The organism is Butyricimonas synergistica DSM 23225 (assembly GCF_000379665.1).
Classification (GTDB): Bacteria; Bacteroidota; Bacteroidia; order Bacteroidales; family Marinifilaceae; genus Butyricimonas; species Butyricimonas synergistica.
This window is the reverse complement of record NZ_KB903374.1, coordinates 57,434-77,567: the sequence shown is the minus strand read 5'-3', so window position 1 is coordinate 77,567 and position 20,134 is coordinate 57,434. Positions and strand designations below refer to the sequence as shown.

Genomic DNA, 20,134 nt, shown 5'->3' with positions numbered 1-20,134 from the left:
TAATTAATGGGAACGCCGGCGCAACCAAATGGTCACGGCAAGCCCAAGCAATAACAACGGCAGGAATTTCGTGAAAATTCTGCTGATCCAAGCGTACTGTTTCATCGTCAAATGGCAACGGACATCCTTCGCTTCCGGGCGGCGCACATCAAAAGGCATCTCGTGATTCGTGAGATAATGCAAGGCAGCCAACCCGAAGAAATAGTTACCGCCTCTCATGGAGGTGACTTCCTCGTTTCCTAAACAATCGGCATCTCCGCAAACGATAATCCGTTGCTCCTTGTCGCCCACGTTCCGGCTCAAGGCGGCAACCGTGCAATACTCTTTGGCGACCTCTCCTGCCGCCGGGTTGCAAACCAGTCTTCCCGCATCGATATCCACCGACTCCATCTCGTTCCAAGTGGCATACGAACGGTCTTCCCGCTGCTTGTTATTCAACTCCGGAACGATTGTATCGGAACAGAACAAAGGAGTGTACGTGAAACCTTTATCCGCAGTCTGCTCCAATCCCGAAGCGGAAGGCATCGACAACGTCAGGTCATCCAACAGGTAAGAGAGCGATGCCGCCACCGGACGGGCACGCGAAATGAATACATCCGGACGGAGTCCCGGCAAACGGTATTGCACTAAAATACCATCCAAAAGACGCACCCCAAGCAAATCTTCCAGCAACGGGTTCATAATCGCACGCCGTTTTTGCTCCCCGAGAATGATCAAGTTACCTCCCCGGTCCACATACTCCTTCAAAAAAACATACTCCGTCTCCGTGAGCGGTTCTTGCATGTCCGCCACGATCAAGATATCCACATCATCCGCCACCCGCTTGTTCAAGTCGATTTCCTCGGGATCAAACCCTTGGTTAATAAGGGAATTACGTTTATCTTTTTCAATGGCAATATCGTGATAACTTCCCGGGGCAGTCGTGGAGAATTGCCGCATCCCATGCCCCGTGGCAATAGCCACCTTATGCAATTTCGTCACCAACCCTTTCAGTGCCGCACTGATCTCCCGCTCCAAGGGCAACGTGTGATTGACCTCTCCCGGGTAACTTCTCAACCACACTTTCCGGTCTTTCCACTCCAACAACCAGTTGGTCGTGCGTTCCCCCTTCAAATCCACGCCCCGCGCTTTCAACTCTTCCGGACTCTTAAATATGCGAAATGGCACTCTATACTGTTTAGCCCTCTGTTCTGCACGTTCCCGCATAGTCTTATCAGGCATCGTCCTGCAGATTTCATCAAATGAAACAGCGGCTCCCACCCGGTCTTCCACCGTGATACTGTCATAGTAATACACCATTTTCAATTTCATGTCCGGTTTGAAACGTTCGTACAAACGGAATGTCTCCCGGTTTTGCTGCACGAAAAACGGAAAGGCCACGTCGCGGTAACGATTATTGAAAAGATTGGCATAACCCGTGATTTTCAACTCTCCGTCCAATTTCTTCACCACATCCTGGCTCTGTTGCGTCAAGGTATTGTCTTTCCGGGTCGTGGCGTCATAATACGCCATGAGCATCGGGCGGGAAGAGAAGTAGGCAATCAAACTGATCCCGACCACCACGCCGGCATATTGGCTGAACACTTTCAACGACGATATGGTCTGGCGCTTGGAATTCAAGCGGATAATCGTCAGTAACAGGAACATCACCGTCACCGCGGGGAAATAGATCAAATCCTCGCTGCAAATCATACCCGCCACAAACGTGTACGCCCGGCCGCTGATGGAAAGCCAATAGGTAATATCCCGCACCACGTCATACTCTTGCCACCAGCCTCCAATAGCAGACAACAAAGCCAACAGCAGGTAGGTTCCCAAAGCCGCCACAAACTGGTAGGAGGTCAGGCTCGACACGAACAAGCCGATGGATATATAGGTACAAGCCAACAGGAAAATTCCCAACAACCCTACAAATGTGGCCTGCCACTGGAAAGCCTCGATAATGTTGCCCGCGACAAACACGTACAACAAGAGGATCACGCAAAGGACCACGGCAAACATGACCGTCGAGAAGAATTTACCCAAAACAATCTGCGCGTTACTGATAGGGGAAGAATAAAGCAACTTAATCGAACCCGTGCTCAACTCCCGGCTGATCAATCCCATGGTCAGCAACGGAATGTAAAAATGAAGGGATCCGCAAGTACTCATCCACATCCCCATGATAAATCCGAAGGAACCGGGTGAAAAGTACCCGTCCCCCCATTCATTGTTATGGGCAATCCGCCAGCACAGCCCGGAAAAAATGCCGGATGCCTGCATCACAAAAACCAGCAACAATACCCACACGATCGGCGAACAAAACAACATCCGCAACTCGGTTTTCGCTATTCTATATATATTTCTCATAACATCGATTTTAATCCATTATTGACGTTCTTTCGCCCGTTGCACCAATTCCGCGAAAATGGTTTCAAGGCTCTTCTTTTCCAGGCGGATTTCCGTCATCCGCCAACGGTTTTCCGTACTGGCTCGCACGAGACCGTCCATCGCCAAGCGGGCATCCGAGAAACGGATCCGGAAATTATCGTCCCCCAACTCCTCGACACCCATCACCCCGTCAATCAACTCGATCGACGATAATGCCGGAGCATCCCGCAAGGTCACGAAAATAGAATCCGGGCTCGCCAAACTGTCAAACTCCTCGATCGACCCGTCAAAAGCCACCTCTCCCTGTTCGATCATATAAATGTGCTCACACAACGCCCGCACCTCCTGCAGGATGTGAGAGGAAAAAATCACCGTGTGCTCTTTCGCGATCAAGCGGATCAGGGAACGGATGTCCGCCACCTGATTCGGGTCCAATCCGTTCGTCGGTTCATCGAAGATCACGATGCTCGGCTGATGGATGATCGCCTGGGCAATCCCCACGCGTTGCTGGTACCCGCCCGAAAGGTTGCGGATCAACCGTTTCCGGAAGTGGGCAATCTGGCACAACTCCAACACCCGCTCAATCGCGGCAGGTATATCCCGCGTCTCCATGCCCCGTAATTCTGCGGCATAATACAAATACTCGTACACGTTCAAATCCCCGTACACGGGTGGCTGTTGCGGCAAAAAACCGATCTTCGATTTCGCCAGGATCGGGTTCTCCCCGACTTCCACCGAATCGATGTATATCTTCCCCTCCGTGGGTTTGATGATCCCGCAAATACTGTTCATCAACGTCGACTTTCCCGCCCCGTTCGAACCCAACAGCCCGTAAATGCCTTTCCGGGGAATCTCGATATTAATATCCTTTATCGCCCATTGCACACTGTAACGGTGCGACAAATGCTCTACTTTTATGATAGCTCCCATAACTCTCTTTTAAATTTCATTGACCGACATTTTTTATCTCGCCCTCCTCCTGAACCACAGGAAGCATCCCCCGATCAGCAACAACAAGGGCAACACGGTCGAGAACACCCATTGAATCACTCCGAACTGGTCCGGGGTCAGGTTTACTTTCGTTCGCTGGCCAAGCGGACGGACCATGAACAAAGGAAACTCCCCGTCGGTCATCCAACTGGCAATACCGTGCATCACGTGGCAACCGGACGCCTGGTTTTCATTGTCAAACAAGTCGGTATCTCCCGCCACGAGGATCTTCTGTTGCTTGCCGTTCACCTCCCGGCTCAAAGCCACCATCGTGTTGAACACACGCTCTTCCTCTCCCGCCGCGGGATGGTATTCCGCCTTTTCATCCGACAGATCCGTGGTTTCCAATTCCGTCCAATGGCTCACCTCCGGATTCGTGTGGGTCAACACGTACGTTTGGAAGCCCCGCTCTTCCACCACGTCGACCCCTCCCGCGGCATGAAGCAACATCTGTTCACTCAGCACCAGCCTCTTCATGTTTAATGCCTTGACATTTTCCTTATCAAAACGTACCTTCAATCTATTTTGAGGGGTCGCCACATCTCCCGCAAACACCACCTGCGGTGTCAACTCAACTCCTAACAACCGGCGAAGCACCGGGTTAAAAATATCGCGGCGGCGAGGTTCTCCCAACAGGATCAGATTTCCCCCGCGGGCAATATACTCCTCCAACACTTTTTCATGCGCTGCCGGAATCTCTTTCCGGGGATCCGCCAACATCACGATAGAGATATCCGACGGGATGGATTGTTCCAAGGTAATCTCCCGGATGTCAAACCCGTTATTGCACAAAGCCCGTTTTTCCCGCTTCCCGTTCAACACGGTCTGGTACTCCAACGGTTCCTTGCTGTCCAGGCGTCTCTCCCCGTGTCCCCGGACAAAACCGATCTGCGGGGCATCTTTCACCAGACGTTTGAAAGCCGCAATCACCTCGGGTTCTTCGTAATTAAATATTTTAAACATATTCGTGTAAAAAGCCTGTTTCCCGCTTTCCGTCCGGAACACGCGGACCGTGGGATACCCCGCCTCCTTCAAGCCCACACTCGGGTCCAAATCCTCTTTCGACTTCAAAATTCCAGGATCAATCCCGTTCTTCTGGCAGAATTTCAAGGCAAGCTCTTTCTCCGATGCCTCCGGGAAATCACTGGCAAACCGGAGATTAAAGTCCGGTGTATCCATCGCGTAATAATAAACCGTCTTCACCTTCATGTCGGGCTTGAACCGGATATATCCTTCAAACTCTTTTTGGTTACGCATGATGAAACCGGGATAAGCCAAGTCGTTATTATAAATGTAATCCAAAATATTGACATACGAGGTAATGGTCACCTCCTCATCGATCGCCTTCATCACCTCCTGGCTTTCGGGAAGCAGCGAATTATGTTGGTCGGCGGTCGTGTCCCAGAAACACATCAGTTGCGGCACGCGGGACAAGCCCCCTACCACAAAAAGCAACACCACCACACCGGCATAACGGCATGCCGTCAAACCGGCAGACAACTTCTGCCGCACGGAATTCAACCTAATCACCGTCAACGCCAGGAAAGCGGCGCAAATCAACGGGAAATAGATCAAATCCTCGCTGCACAACATCCCGTGAATAAAAGTGGTCACCCGACCCTTCAGGGAAAGCCAATAAGCAAATTCGCGCATCCAGTCATATTGTTGCCACATTCCGCCTACAATATTCAAAAAAGTAAACAGGAAAAAAGTACCTACTGCGGCAATCGCCTGGTGATGGGTCAACGAGGAGACAAAAATACCGATGGCCATATAAGTACACGCCAACAGGAAAAGCCCCAACAGCCCCGTCAATGCCCAAGGCAGATCAAACACCCCGATGGTGGCATACGAGAACAACACGTAAAACAGCAAAGGTGTCATCATCACGGCGGCATAGCCCACCAACGCCAAAAATTTCCCCAGGATGATCTGCGAATTACGCAAAGGGGAACTGTACATCAACTTGATCGACCCGTTGGCAATCTCCCGGCTGACAATTCCCATGGTCAACAAAGGAATATACAGGAAAAGGAAATCCTGGATATTGATCCACAACCCGCCGGTTCCCGCCCGCATGGCGGAGACGTTCACGTTACTAAAAATATAATGAGTCATCGCCATATTACCGCCCTGATAGGCAGAGGCATCCACCATGCTCATATAACGGTGGATAAAAATCAGACTCGTCTGCACGATAAAAGCCACCAAAAGCAACCAGGCTATCGGTGAAAAAAAGAGTTGCATCCACTCTTTTTTCGCTATTTTCAATATCATTCTCATAATTAACGCTGTTGTTTGGTTAACGCTGCAAATACGGCATCCATCGAGCTACGCTCCACACCCATCTCCTCCAGATGCCATCCCTTGGAAGCAGCGGCTGCAACTATATTCTCCAACACTTCGGTATCATCCCCGAAACGTACCCGGAAACTTCCGCCCCCCAAGGCTTCCACGCCGGTAACTCCCACGATCGCCTGCACCTCTTCTATCGCCGGTTCCGGCTGTACTTTCAAGAAAATACTGTCCGGTACGATGCTGTTGTCAAAATCACTCGTGCTCCCCTTGAAAATGATTTTTCCCCGGTTCACCATCACGATTTTATTGCACACCGCCTGCACCTCCGAAAGGATGTGCGTTGAGATCAATACCGTGGAATTTTGGGCAATCTCCCGCAACAGGCGGCGGACTCCCAGCACCTGGGTCGGGTCCAACCCGTTCGTCGGCTCGTCAAAAATTACCAGATCGGGCTTATGGATAATCGCTTGGGCGATTCCCACGCGCTGCTTGTATCCCCCGGAGAGGTTACTCAACAACCGTTTCCGGAAATGGGTGATACCGCACAACTCCAACACCTCATCCATTGCCTTCGGGATTTCCCGATCCGGCACCCGGCGAATTTCGGCGGCATGCCGCAAATACTCCTCCACCGTGAAATCCGGGTATATCGGCGGATTTTGCGGCAAAAAACCAATGTGCGCTTTCGCCTCCAACGGGTGTTTCAACACATCGATACCGGCAATGGACACTTTCCCGTCCGATTGCCGCACGATGCCGCAAATGATATTCATCACCGTAGACTTCCCCGCCCCGTTCGGTCCCAGCAAGCCGCAGATATCATGCTTGCGGACCTCGAAACTCACGTTCCGCAATGCCCAGGCGGCAGAATAGCGGTGACTCAAGTGATTTACATTCAATATTACATCCTCTTCCATAAATATAAATATTAAGCACAAGTGCTAAAGTTCATAAAATCAAACCCTCAGGTTCCTAATTACGATTTAAGCCGCAGAGGCTCCCAAAAATACTCCGCCTACATACGGGATCAACCAGAAAGCCCAAACGAACACGCTGAATTTGCTAAAATTTTTCTTCGCGTGCTCGCTGCCTTTCCAATACGTCCAGACGGCCCACAAGGCATGAATCGCCATGAGAATGATGGCCAAAAGCCCTGTAACGGCATGCAGGGGGTCTGTATTCCCTCCGTTTGCCTCGGCAATTTGCGACATCAAAGCCGTTCCCAACGTATCGGCACAAAGTCCAAGCAAGAAAAAGATAATGTGCCATAATTTTAGCGTGCGTTGTATTCTTTCCGCCCACGTCCCGATGGAGTAAAATACCAATGCCAGCGAGATACTGATAATTGCTGTTCCTAAAAAAGCTGTCATAATTTATAAAGCGCAATACTTTTGAAGACTCCCCGATATTCCGATGAAGGAATACCGGGAAATCCGATTGATGTTTTAATGTAAATGATTAAATTTCCGGATGTTGCAACTTATCCGTGTCGATGCCGTATTTTTTCAACAGTTCGATCACGAAATTGTATTTTTGTTTAATCCAGTCGATACCGGTTTTTCCATCTACTCTCCCGTCATCGGCATCCGCGTACACCCGGCTGAACAACCCGACGACAGAGGGATTGTTATCCTGTCTATCTATTGCCACCGGTTCCGCGTTCAGGATATCCAAAGGCACCGTTGCCAAATTCAGGAAAGCCATGAAGTCGTTTATCCGCGATTGGGTGATATTCCCATTGACCAAAGTTGTATTCGTCAAGAACCCTCTTTTAAACAAATTCTCCCCCTGCAATTGTGCGTAAGTATAAATATGCCCCGTCATCGTAAAACCGTTATCATACTCGAATACATCGTTTTCTTTCAAGATGGACATAAATGCGTCATTCAAGTCCTTGGAGAAATAAAGTTTGTCATTCGGTTTGATCGTATCGTAATCCGTACTTGCCCAATTGACTGCCAAGCGATTAAAGCTACGATAAACGTTTAATTTTGCCGTATCGCGAATGATCGTCGTTGTACCGTTTTCATATTTTGTTCCGACCGTGTACACTTTCCCCAAATTGGAACAAATCAAGAAACGGAGCGGCATATAATCTTTTAAATATTCCTCGGGATAAATTTTGAAACAGCACTTCTCGCACATGTCCAACACTTGCCCCACGTAATTGGGATCGGCTTGTTTCCCTCGTATCTCTCCTGTAGCTGTAGCTATGTAAACAAAATCTTTATCATCCATCAAAAACTCCGACCATGACATATTATTCCAAAAGAGATCCTTTTTCTCGAATTCATACAGGATATAAAAACCGTACTTCGTGTGATAATCCACGATTTTGGAGTCATAATCATGATTCCCTTGGGGTAATTTATAAAACGTCTCTTCCCCTTCCGACGGGGTGAGTTCATCCTCGTCATTACATCCTGCCACCAAGGCAAGCACCAACAATAAATAAATCCACTTCATAACGTCAATATTGGTTTTGTCTTAAATTACTATTCTTTTCCAAGGCTACCCGCGGTATGGGCAAGGCATAGCGGGGATCGTTTTCTTCCAGTACATATTTGCTCTTTTCCGATTCCTGGTAGAAGAACTCATGCTCGATCCGGGGCATTCCCGTGCGACGCATATCGAACCAGCGGAAGTTGCCTTCCCAGCAAAGTTCCCGGCGGCGTTCCCGCAGGCAAAGATCCAACAGCTCTTGAGGGGAAGCGAAGTCACTCAACTGCTTCTCGATGCAATTCCGAATCCGGTTGCTCCGCAGTTCATTCAGGTCATCCAATCCCTTCTGCCCGGCAACAGCATCGCCATTCTCCACGTATTGCCGGATGTAAGCCTCTGCCCGATTCAGATACACCTCGCCCGTCCGGATACCGGCGTAAGAGTCAAGTGCTTTAAAGATGCCGTTAATCCACTCTTGACGGACTCCATTGACGTAACCTATAGCTCTTTGCAGATAACTTTTACTGTGTGTTACGGTTGCCCGGATATCTTGCTCCTGTTCCGGATCGATGTCCTGCCCGAACAGGTTGACCAGTTCGTCCGAGGGCAACCAAGGGCTGGGGTAACTCCAACCAAAGATCATCTTGCTACCTGTTGGAGAAGTATAATGACATGCCCATAAAATTTCATCCGGGCAATACCGGACACTCCATATTTTACCGTATCCGGTATAGTCCGGGAAATAAGCCAAGTTCTCGTTGACTTTAAACACCGAATCGGCGTACTCGATGCACTTGTCCCATTTTCCCATGTAGAGGTATGCCCGGGAAAGCAGCCCGTAAGCCGCCGGACCGTTCATCCGGTATAGCGTCAGGTTCTGCGGATTTGCCTGCATTAAGCGAGCCCCTTCCGACAGGTCTTTTTCAATCTGTTCGTACACGCCTGCCACCGTCCCGCGGGAAGGTTTCTCTTCCGTAACGCCGGATCTTAATTTCAAAGGCACTCCCGGGTTTTTCGCGGGATCCCCGTAAGTGTACGGCAGGGAGAAGAAATTCACCAAATGGAGGTAATAGAACCCGCGTAACGCCAAAGCCTCACCCTTTAAATAGGCTTTCCGGTCGTCATCGCCTTGCATATCGTCCACGTAGTCCAATGCGATGTTACACCCCTTGATCCGTTCGTACGGCAACGACCAATAATCCGTGTGCGCCTTCTCGTCCTCATCCCCTTCGTCAAACATGGTAATATCGTAACAGAACAATCTGCGCCAAGTTTCTTTCAGGGTTTTAAAAGCACCTGCAATAGACATATTATTCTCGTCATATAGGCCGCATTTTACCTCATCCGTCAGGAAAGCGGTGACATAATTGAACATCTCCGACTCCGTTTCCGTCAGATAAGCTTCCCCTTCCAGTATTTTTTCCATATCGGAAACAGTTGAAGGGCGTATCTGGTTTTGGCTGGTCTCTTCAAGAAAATCATCACACCCGAAAAACGCCAAAGCTGCAAGTATAACTATTAATTTTTTCATAGGTTTTATTACAATGGTTTTTAAAAACTAAGACTGATACCCAACGAATAATCGTGGCTCATCGGCTGGTTGCCCAAAGCCACTTCCGGATCCCTGCCCAAGAAATCCTTGCTCCGGATCTGGAACGGGTTGCTCATGGAGAACGAAACCGAAAGGTTTTGCAGGAAATGAGGCAACTTGGCAGGCGGAAGGGTATAAGCCAACTGGATCGAGCTGCAACGGATAAACCAGGCGTCCACTACCCGCACATCGGATTTGGCATACAATTCGTACGGTTTCAACAGGGTGCCGACCGTCACGGGAACTTTTATCGGTTGGGCACTGGTAGAGATATTCGGCAAGGAGGGAACCTGGGTCGTTTTCTCGTCGCCCGGTTTCCGCCAACGTTTCAGCCATTCGGTCGACATATTGTACTCTTCGCCCGGTATTGCCTCGTAATTGGAAGACATCGGCGCCATGAAGGCTTTGTTCCCGAAACTGAAATACAATCCGCTCGTCAGGCTCAACGTTTTGTAGCGCAAAGTAAACGACATCCCGCTGGTGAAGTCCGGATCCATTTTTCCGGCATAGTCCATGTACAGGGTGGCGTCCGAGGCGGCAGCGTCCAAATCGATTCCCGTGAGGTCGAATTGCGGTCCTCCGTTCTTGGGATTCAAGCCCGTGAATCGGAATGCCCAAAAACTGGATACGGCGTATCCCTCTTTGTTCAGGTTCCCGGATGCAGCTTCCTGCCAACTGCCATTCGGTTCGAGGGTGGAGTTGACTTTGTTGTTCACCTTGCCGAAATTGAATCCCAAGGTAAGCAACCAATCCTTGCTCCGCCACGGGGTGAAACTGATCGAGGCGTCCCATCCGGAGTTTTTCATCTCCCCGCCGTTGATGGCGCGGGAAGCGACACCGTTTTCCAGAGGCACCTCCTGTTGCACCACCATGTCGGTGGTCTTCTTGTAATAGTATTCAAACGATCCCATGATATGGTTTTTGAACAGGCTGAAGTCCGTCCCCAAGTTAATGCTCTGTACCTTTTCCCATTTCAATCCCGGTGCCGGCAACGTGGGCACTTTCAGCGAGTAACCGCCACCACTAAGGGCTGAATTGGCAGTAATCGTAGCGATCAGGTCCGGGCTGACGCCGTTAGCCACGTTCCCTTGGAACCCGTAGGTAAAGCGGATGTTCATGTCGCTCAACAAATCTTGCCCTTGCAGCCAATGTTCCGAACCCACGTTCCAACGGAACCCAAGAGCCCAAATGGGGCGGAAACGGGTGCTTTTATCTTGCCCGAACTGGTTGGAGGCATCGGCACGCACGCTCACGTTCACGGCGTAACGGTTGTCATACATGTAGGACAAAGCCGTGTAAAAGGAGATGTTATTCGATTTCGTCCGGGTCAACTTGGGTTGGTTTTTCAAATAGGGATTGACACGTACAATAATTCCGTTCCCGCTTCCCTCTGTCTGGTATTCGGGCAAATTGACAAAGATATGTCCTTTGTCGGGCAAATAACCGTAATTGGTTTGATTGTAACTGGAAGTGGAGCCGCTACGCATCTCCTGCCCGAGCATGGCGGAGAAAGAGTGTACCTCGTTGAACACCTTCGTGTACTCCAGTTGGTTTCTCCAACCCCAGTTTTCACTGCTGTTTCTCAGTTCGGTCATTTCACCGCCCACCGGCAACCAGGAGTTGTTATAGGCATCACTGCCCTCGGCTACCGCTTCGAAATCGTATTGCCGGATAACAGCGATGTGATTCGACTGCTCCGTGTAGTAAGTTTCCCCGTGAGTCGAGTTGTAGCCGTAGGAAAAGGTCGTATTGAAATTCAAATCGTCCCGGATCTTCCAGCGTAACGAGAAATTGGTATTTACATTAGAACTCGTGTTCTCGTTACTACTATTGCGCAACTCATTCAGTACATTAAATTCATACCCGTTCGTTGCCTTGTAAAAGAAATACTTCCCGTCTTCGTTGTAGGCTCTCAAGGCACGGTTGGTCGAAGTGGCATACCCGTAAGGGTCATTCCCGACAAAGGCAGAGGTTTTTGACGTGCTTCCGTTCAAACCGACATTGAAAGTCACGCAGTTCCACATGGTGGTCGACAAATTCACGTTTCCCGTGTATTGCTCTTGGTCGTTCCCGATAGCGGTATTCCGCGTATTGTTGTATCCGAAGGATGCCCGGTAAGTGGCTTTGTCGCTTCCGCCCGAGATACTGATGTTGTGGTTGTGGCTGAATGAATTGCGGAAAAGAAGATCAAACCAGTCTGTGTTATTCGTTTCCAGCTCGTGTACCCCTTTGCTGAATTCTTCCAGGCTGATCTCACGCCGCTCGAATGCAAGAGCCAAGCCTAAGTATCCCATTTTTTGATCCGAGCCCAGCACCAGTCCGTTCTCGTAAGCCTCGCGGGATACCTCCACGCGTTCCTTGGAGTTCATCAACTCCATCCGGTTGTAATTCAAACGGGGAGTAAGCGACATATTGGCATTATAGTTCACGGACATACGTCCTTTTTCTCCCTTTTTTGTATTAATGACAATCACGCCATTAGCGGCTTTCGTTCCGTAGATGGCGGTGGAGGATGCATCTTTCAGCACGGTGATGTCTTCGATGTCGTTCGGGTTCAACCAAGAGATGGCGCCTCCCACGAAGTCTTTAATCATGTCCGTGTTATCCGGGTTCAGGTTGGTCAAGTCATTGGATTTGAACGGAAGCGGATCTTCCTGTATCACGCCGTCCACTACCCATACCGGTTCGGCGCTCCCCAATAGGGTGGACGTTCCGCGTACTCTCACCCGCTGGCGGGTTCCTGTCAAACCGCTCTTGTTCATGACCACCATCCCGGGAATCTTTCCCTGCAAAGCCTGCTCCAGGGTTTGCGTACCGGTCAACACTAAGTCTTCTGCTTTCACGTAACTGGTAGATCCTGCCATGGAGCGTTTTTTCACGGTCTGGTAACCGGTAACCACCACCTCATCCACCACTAGGGCATTTTCCTCCAAAATAACGGTCAATAATTTCTGTCCCTTCCACACGACCGTTTTCGTTTTCATCCCGACAAACGAAACGACGAACGTCACGGTATCCTTGAATGTAGAATAGGAGAACTCACCATTGACATTGGTTGCCACACCGCTCTTCGTGTCCTTCTCCATAATGGTTACCCCGGGCAACGGCTCCCCTTTAACATCTTTCACCACGCCCTTGATAACCGTCAGCTTTTTTGCCGACTTCTCATCATCCTTCACCCGAATGACCACCAGACGTCCGTTAATCTCGTAAGTCAACTTCGTGTTGGCAAGACAAATATCCAACACCTCTTTCAAATCAGCTTGCTTTACGTCGATATGAACAGATGAGACACGATCCACATCCTCGATAGAATACAAGAAAGTAAATTCCCCTTTCTGTTCGATAATCTTAAACACGTTCTCCAATTTCCCGCCCGACATCGAAATATCATATTTCGCCGTCTGCGAATAAACACCTGCCATACTTTGCAAGACACTCACCATTAATAGTAATACTGTCACTTTCATTTTTAACAGATTAAATTGCAACTTTCTTTTAACGAGAAAGTCTAATCCTCGTTTTTTTTTCATAGATTTGTCTGTAATTATTAAAGTTAAACGTCATTGTTCGCTTGTTGGCGCAAGCAAACAGTTATGAAACTCTAGCAGGGACGTGTTGGCGCACGTCCTTGTTTTTATCTCAATCTCACTATAATTTTCTTTTCATCGACGGCAAAAGACACTTTACCCGTCTTTTCCAGCATTTTCAATGTTTCCGAAATATCCGCAAAACGCTCCATGATTCCCGAGAACACGATATCCTTCGCCCCTGCCTGCTCGTAGAACACCGTCACGTTATACCAGCGAGCGACGTCATCCAATATCGATTCCAAGCGTTCGCGCCGAAATACAAATTGTCCTTTCGTCCATGCCCGATACGCCTCGGCATCCACTTCCCGTATTTCCAAACTATCTTTTCCCACGAACAAATTAGCTTGTTGGTTCGGTTCCAATACAATCTTCCTTGCACCAGCCTCAACCTCAACCTTCCCGCTTACCAACGTTGCTGTCGTTCGCCCGTCCTCTTTAAATGATTTCAAATTAAAAGAAGTTCCCAACACCGTTACCTTCATCCCGTTCAAATCTACCACGAACGGCTTGTCCTCATCTCTTTTTACTTCAAAATAAGCCTCCCCTTCAAGACGAACGTGACGTTCGTCCCCGACAAAAGCCACCGGGTAAGTCAACTTCGTCCCGGCATTCAACCACACCCGGGTTCCGTCAGCCAATGTCACGTTAAACTCGCCACCCCTGGGTATTTCCAGTACATTCATCCTCTCCTCTTTCATCCCCGCTTCCGATTGATAAAACAAAGCTTCATTCACCTGTTCGATCCTTCCGGACAAACTATCATCCACGATCACACCATTCCTTCCCCCCAAAACAACTTTTTTACCCTCTTCCAAATGCAAAATAGCCTTTCGTTCGCCTGGAGAAATCACGGCGACAGTTTTCACGTCCTCATGTTTCCCCTTATGCCCTGACATCGTGCCCATAAACCAACCCGCCACAATCAACACGACCACAGAAGCCGCATATCCCATCCATCGCCACGATAGATTTCGCCGCCGGGGAGCAATCTGTTGCTCGATACGATTCCACACTTGTTCCCGATGAATTGCCCGGTATTCCTCGTAACTCCGACTCAACGTGCTGCCTTTCGACAACTCGTCAAATACCTGCCGGTTAAAATCAGACTCATCCAACCAATCCCGCAACTCCCGTTGTTCTTCTTCGGTAGCGATTCCGACTTTATCCTTGTAGATTAAATCCGCTATGTGAATATACTTCTTCGTCATTTTTGTTGTTTTTACATCCATAAAACAACCAAAAAAAGAAAACGGGTAGTGGAAAAACGAAAAAAAAATCATTCGTCAACACCTGCTCTACCGATTCGCTACCCCAAAAACCAACCATGAACCATTCATAAACGTAGCATAAACGCAAATTTACGTTCATGCTTCGTCTATGATTCGTTCATAATTGGTTTATATCCGCAGGAAGCAGTAGAGAAAAGGTAAAGTAATCCCAGCTTTTCACACGAGAAATAACAAGTAAAATTTATCTTTCAACTTATCACGCAGCAACTGGTACGCATTTTTCTTGTGGAACTTCACCGTATTTAACGAGATTTTTAATTCATTGGCAATATCCTGATTATCAAGACCTTCCAAATTAAGCAAGCATACTTTCCGGGCGTGTTCCGGCAGACTGTCGATAGCCGAGAAAATTAACCGACGAGTTTCTTCCTCGATCACGGATTTCATGTAATAAAGTTCGGAATCTTCCTCTTGAAGGACATCATTCATGTATTCCTGTTCCACCTTACGGTGTTTCAACACGTTGAGGGCTTTATTCCGCACCGTGGTATAAAGATACGCCTTAATCGAGATTTCGTCCGGGAATTCCAACCGATTTTCCCACAAAGCTAGAAAAGTGTCCTGAACCAATGATTCGCATTCTTCTCGCTCCTTCAAATAACGATCGGCAAAAAGAACCAAGGAATTAAAATACTGATTGAACACCTGCTTAAACTCAAGACGTGTTCCATTCTTCAATATAATACTGTAATTCCTATTCATAAATACATCCAACATTCACTACTTCAAGAAGCAAAGATGCAAATAAATTCGGAGAAAACAAATTACACCTGACAATATCATTTCAACACCAACGGCACCCGCTTCCGGCAGATAATCCCATTCGAGGTGATTCCTTCCACGATAACCGAATACTTTCCGTACGTATCCGCCGTGTAGAATGACACGCTTGCCGGATTCTCCCGATCTATGGTAATGACAGGTTTCCAGTAAATCGTAGAACGTTCATCATAGCGGTTATCCTTTCGCACAGAGTCCACGTCATATTTCGGCACGTAGAACTCATCCGGAACTTGGAAACCCAATAATTTAAAAGGCAACACGTTCGGGCGTCCCAAGGGCTTCGGAGTCCATCCCGGTTCCGCAGAAATAATCAAAACCCCATTCGCCCCCCGATCGCCAAAAAAGATTTGTCCCTGCATACGATCCAACAAGGAGATATTCCGCAAGGCGCCTACCGGGATTAACCGGATTTGATCCATCGGTTCCTCGAAATCGTTCACCAAAATATAAAGCTTACGCCCAAAATGCTTGAAACAATCCTCACCCTCATCGTCTTTCTCGAAAGTGACACCGGGTAACAACTGGATGATCTGGGTTATATCCATCACCCCGTTCTCGGCAATCTTCGCGGAGTCCAACTGATGATATGCCAAATTATCATAGAAAGAATAGGATTTCTTTATTTTCCGCCGCACAACTTGCACCTCATCCAACACGTATATTTTCTCCCCGTTCTCGTAGTAATAATTCAACCCGTGCTGCTTGTAGAATTCCTCCTCTTTCTTTTTCTCCTGCATATTGTACGGCAAGTCGTAAACGGGAGGAAGAAACTCGTCCTCGTCCACTCGCACGGTAACCCCCCGGCGTCCTTTGGCACTCAATGCCTGTACCAAAAAACTCGTGCTATCGTGGAATGCGATCCCGTTAACCACGAAATTTCCCGTCTCGTCAGTCTCCACCATCCGGCAAAGCCCGTAATTGGAAATCAGTACGATATTTGCCCCTTTCGACTTTTTCCCCCAGAAATTATTCACCCGCCCGGACACGATTTGCCCGATCTCCAACGGGAATTTCAATACGGCAAATTCACCCTTTGCAATCTTGGATATATCAAAACGAGTCCACCCGTGAGTCATCATCACGAGATCGAGATGAGCGTCGATCTCCGGCGTCGTGTCATTGAAATAATAAGCCGGATTGTCGATATACCCCTTCAAATCCGAAGTCAACAGCAAATTAGACAAAATGTTATCTTCCAATGAATCCTGTACCACTTTCTCGTCATCTGTTACAGATATGGAAAAAGAACCGTCCAAATATCCCTTGAAAGGAGCATCGAAATCAATTTCCATTTTCACTAACTCCCGGCTAACATAAGTCGGTTTATTCGTGGTAATTTTCAACTCGGGACGCTGCTTGAATTTCCGGAAAAACAAGCGTTGGCTATACACGTTCGCCTCCTCGTCCATCAACACAATATGCGAGATTCCCTCGGGAATCATGCTCATATTGATGCTTCCTTTTGTCAACCCGTTTACCCGATTGGAACCAATAAGCATTCCGCGACAATGTATCACGGCATACAATTCTTTCGGCAATCGGGCATTTTGGGCTTTGATAACCCGGTAGTGCAACATGGAATCCTGTCCGACAAGCGTGACTCCCCACCCGTCATCGGAAACCTTGGGCAAATCGAATCGTTTCTCCACCCCGTCCTCCGTCCTCATGATGGCATAGAATTCCTTGCCCGGGTTCACGGGTATCCTGAAACATCCCATCCCGTCGTGTTGGGTTTCGATCTCGGCAATCGCCACGGAATCCTGATACACCTCGCCACTGGCATGAACGGCTCGCCCGTCTGCCCCGATGGCTTTAAAAGCTACTTTTTGCCAGTTATTCGACAACAAGGAACCGCCTTCAGGAAAAAACTGCACGTCAAAATCCCGTAAATGAGAGGGAATATGAATATACCGTTTAAAGGGGAAAGGATGTCCCTCCTGGAATTCAATCTCGATCGTCTTCATCGTGGTATCGATCTTCACCTCGAACTTTCCCTCTTTATCCGTCCGGGCATTCTTCTTGGAATAAGCATCTTTCTTGACCCCAGCGATATACGTCAGCAACACCCGGTCATAAGGTTCCCCGTCGGCGTCCGACAAACGAATAGTCGCCGTGTAACTATTCTCCCGGTTCTTCGTGTAGGTCACGTCCGTCCATACCTTGGAATCCTCCGGGTTAATGACCCGTATCTTCTTCTTGAACAGGAAATCTTCTCCTTGATTCTGCATATAATAAGTATATCCCCGCAGGCAATAATCGCCTTGTTGCAAATCTTTCGGGATATTTACCTGACCGTAGAAACAGGAATCACGTTCCACCACCTTTATCCGCCGTATCACGGAATCCCGGCGATCCACCAGATCGACATACGCATAACGGCTGTACACCATCGGTTGAAGCCCCGCGGCGTGCACGAGATACCCCCGGAACCAGATTTTTTCGCCCACGTTGTAAACACTTTTATCGGTATGCAAATACAACTTTTCTTGTTGTAATTCCCGAAGTTGTGCCGTCAAATTCCCCAATAATTGCTTCTCGAACGGGGACAATTCTTTAAACGCGCAAACAAGTAAAATAATTCCCACAAAGACCACGACTTTTTTCATAAACCTGTCAGATAAAATTATTTATTCCTTTTAAACAGACTTCTCAACACGTCAGCCAAATCATCCAAGCTATCACGTGAATCGGCGTGAGGCATACTCTTCAGCGCTCCTAACTCTTGCTCCCCGATACCGATTTGCATCGGATAAATCAAAATACAGCTATGCTTGTTGAAATACTTGTTCAGATAGGTCGGGATCATCGCCATATTCCTCACGTAAGAGGGATAAGTCCGACGGCTCATTACGATCATCAGAGCATCGTTTTCCTTCACGTCCCGGGAAATAATCAAGAAATCATCCCAACTGGCAAACTCGTTAAATTCAACTTCTACCGGATGTTTCGAATTCACTTCCCGCAACACGGACAAAACCGATTCATCTGCATAAAATATAATTTTACTGCTCGAATTCTTGGCAATATTCCAGATCCGTATCACCCAGTACGGGAAACCGATCTCCCGTTCCGCACGGGAAGGCACGACCACGATATATCGTTTTATCGTTGACAAGGGTTGAGTGGGACGATACACTAAAGTCGTGGTCGCACATTTCGACAGCACCCGATCGGTCAAATTCCCCAGGAAGGTATCCGATATTTCCCCTTCCTTGCGGAGCCCCAACACAATATCCGTAATTTTGTGTTCTTTCGTGGCATTCTTGATACCGTTCACCACGTCATCATCATAACGCAACGAGGTCTCCAATTTATTGTCTGTTGCCGCTGCCGCCTTGGAGGCTTTCTCCAACAGCATATTCGCCTTCTTCTCTGCCGTCGGGTCGCCCACGTCTGCCTTGATTACATTCAATGCAGTCATTACAGCCTTCGCTTTCTTCGATTTAATCGTCACGGCTAGATTTATCAACTCTTCCACATTCTCGCTATTGCTTAACGGAATCAATATTCGGTCTTCCTCTTCATCGTCATTATCCAACTCGTCTCCCGCAAACTCAGCCAACGCCACTTCCTGCGCCCCTTTCTGCGTGGCAAAGGAAGCCACGATACAAGTTACCAAAATCATCACGATAGTCCCGTTCAACACGCTCTCGTTCAACAGGCGAATAGGTTCGCCTTCCGGCGTCGTCCCTAAAATCACGTTATAACCGACCAACACGGCTGCCAATGTCGCAGCAGCCTGGGCATTGCTCAATCCGAAAATCAGCGTTCTTTCCGAACTCGTGAATTTAAAATTCTTTTGAGCCAACCATGCCGGAATAAATTTAGCAATTGTGGCAACAATAGTCATGACCACCGCAACCCATATTGAAGTCAAATCATTAAAGAACACGTGAAAGTTCACCAACATTCCCACTCCAATCAAGAAAAAAGGGATAAAAAGCGCATTCCCCACAAACTCAATGCGATTCATCAGGGCGGAGGTATTCGGGATCAAACGATTCAACGCAAGTCCCGCAAGAAATGCCCCGATAATCGCTTCCAATCCGGCAGCTTCCGCCAAGAATGAAGCAAAAAAGACCAGTCCCAACACAAAGATGAACTGCCCCACACGGTCGTCATACCGCTTGAAGTACCATCGTCCCACGACAGGAAAGCCCCACAAAACCACGAATGCAAACAAAACGGTAGAAACACCCAAACGAATCCAGAAGCCTTGTGTCAATTCACCCGTGGACATTCCCACGATCACCGCCAACACAAGCAACGCGAGTAGGCAGGTGACCACCGTCCCTCCGATCGTGACGTTGACCGCCCTATTCTTCGTGATACCATATTTACTGACAATCGGGTAAGTCACCAGCGTATGGGAAGCAAACATACTCGCCAGCAATATGGAAGTCGGGTAAGAAAAATCCAACAAGAAAACTCCCGCAAAAGTTCCCAAGACCATCGGGATAAAGAATGTGTACAAACCGAAGATCAGACTTCTCTTGCTGTTCTTCTTGAAATCCGCCATATCTATTTCCAGACCGGCAACAAACATGATGTACAACAATCCTACCGTACCGAACAACACAATACTGCTATCCCGATCCATGACATGCAAACCGTAAGGACCTATCACGGCTCCGGCTATAATCAACCCGACAATATCCGGAATCCGGAAACGATGCAGCAAAAGGGGTGCGAACAGAATGATAAAAAGGATTACAGAGAAAATCAACACGGGATTGGTCAACGGCAGTGTAATACTCAATATATTCTGATAGATCATA

At 48.3% G+C, this 20,134-nt stretch carries 12 protein-coding genes; all 12 read right to left on the bottom strand.

Annotated elements, in window-relative coordinates; all coding sequences use genetic code 11:
- Positions 1-3: 3 nt before the first annotated feature.
- Positions 4-2,349: a Gldg family protein gene (locus A3CY_RS0119615; RefSeq protein WP_018339656.1), complete on the bottom strand. Its 2,346-nt coding sequence runs from the start codon at positions 2,347-2,349 to the stop codon at positions 4-6.
- A gap of 18 nt (positions 2,350-2,367) precedes the next feature.
- Positions 2,368-3,300, bottom strand: a complete 933-nt coding sequence (locus A3CY_RS0119610) for an ABC transporter ATP-binding protein (RefSeq protein ID WP_018339655.1) — start codon at positions 3,298-3,300, stop codon at positions 2,368-2,370.
- A 33-nt stretch (positions 3,301-3,333) separates the two neighbouring features.
- Positions 3,334-5,643, bottom strand: coding sequence for a Gldg family protein (locus tag A3CY_RS0119605; protein WP_081619509.1), 2,310 nt, complete (start codon positions 5,641-5,643; stop codon positions 3,334-3,336).
- Between the two features lie 2 nt (positions 5,644-5,645).
- The gene (locus tag A3CY_RS0119600) at positions 5,646-6,575 is read right to left on the bottom strand and encodes an ABC transporter ATP-binding protein (RefSeq protein ID WP_018339653.1); all 930 of its coding nucleotides are present in this window, start codon (positions 6,573-6,575) and stop codon (positions 5,646-5,648) included.
- 66 nt (positions 6,576-6,641) lie between these two features.
- A complete protein-coding gene (locus A3CY_RS0119595) occupies positions 6,642-7,028 on the bottom strand; it encodes an HsmA family protein (protein ID WP_018339652.1) in 387 nt (128 codons plus the stop codon).
- 88 nt (positions 7,029-7,116) lie between these two features.
- Positions 7,117-8,124 (bottom strand): hypothetical protein, encoded by a 1,008-nt coding sequence (locus A3CY_RS0119590; RefSeq protein ID WP_018339651.1) that lies wholly within the window; start codon positions 8,122-8,124, stop codon positions 7,117-7,119.
- Between the two features lie 4 nt (positions 8,125-8,128).
- Entirely contained in the window at positions 8,129-9,631 is a 1,503-nt protein-coding gene (locus tag A3CY_RS0119585) for a RagB/SusD family nutrient uptake outer membrane protein (RefSeq protein WP_018339650.1), read from the bottom strand.
- Between the two features lie 20 nt (positions 9,632-9,651).
- The gene (locus A3CY_RS0119580; protein WP_240388195.1) at positions 9,652-13,161 is read right to left on the bottom strand and encodes a SusC/RagA family TonB-linked outer membrane protein; all 3,510 of its coding nucleotides are present in this window, start codon (positions 13,159-13,161) and stop codon (positions 9,652-9,654) included.
- A gap of 167 nt (positions 13,162-13,328) precedes the next feature.
- Complete coding sequence (locus tag A3CY_RS0119575) at positions 13,329-14,492, bottom strand: FecR domain-containing protein (RefSeq protein WP_018339648.1); 1,164 nt, start codon at positions 14,490-14,492, stop codon at positions 13,329-13,331.
- Between the two features lie 237 nt (positions 14,493-14,729).
- Positions 14,730-15,275 (bottom strand): RNA polymerase sigma-70 factor, encoded by a 546-nt coding sequence (locus A3CY_RS0119570; protein WP_051082767.1) that lies wholly within the window; start codon positions 15,273-15,275, stop codon positions 14,730-14,732.
- Between the two features lie 77 nt (positions 15,276-15,352).
- Positions 15,353-17,962: a hypothetical protein gene (locus tag A3CY_RS0119565; protein ID WP_018339646.1), complete on the bottom strand. Its 2,610-nt coding sequence runs from the start codon at positions 17,960-17,962 to the stop codon at positions 15,353-15,355.
- Between the two features lie 17 nt (positions 17,963-17,979).
- Positions 17,980-20,133, bottom strand: coding sequence for a cation:proton antiporter (locus tag A3CY_RS0119560; protein WP_018339645.1), 2,154 nt, complete (start codon positions 20,131-20,133; stop codon positions 17,980-17,982).
- Position 20,134 lies beyond the last annotated feature (1 nt).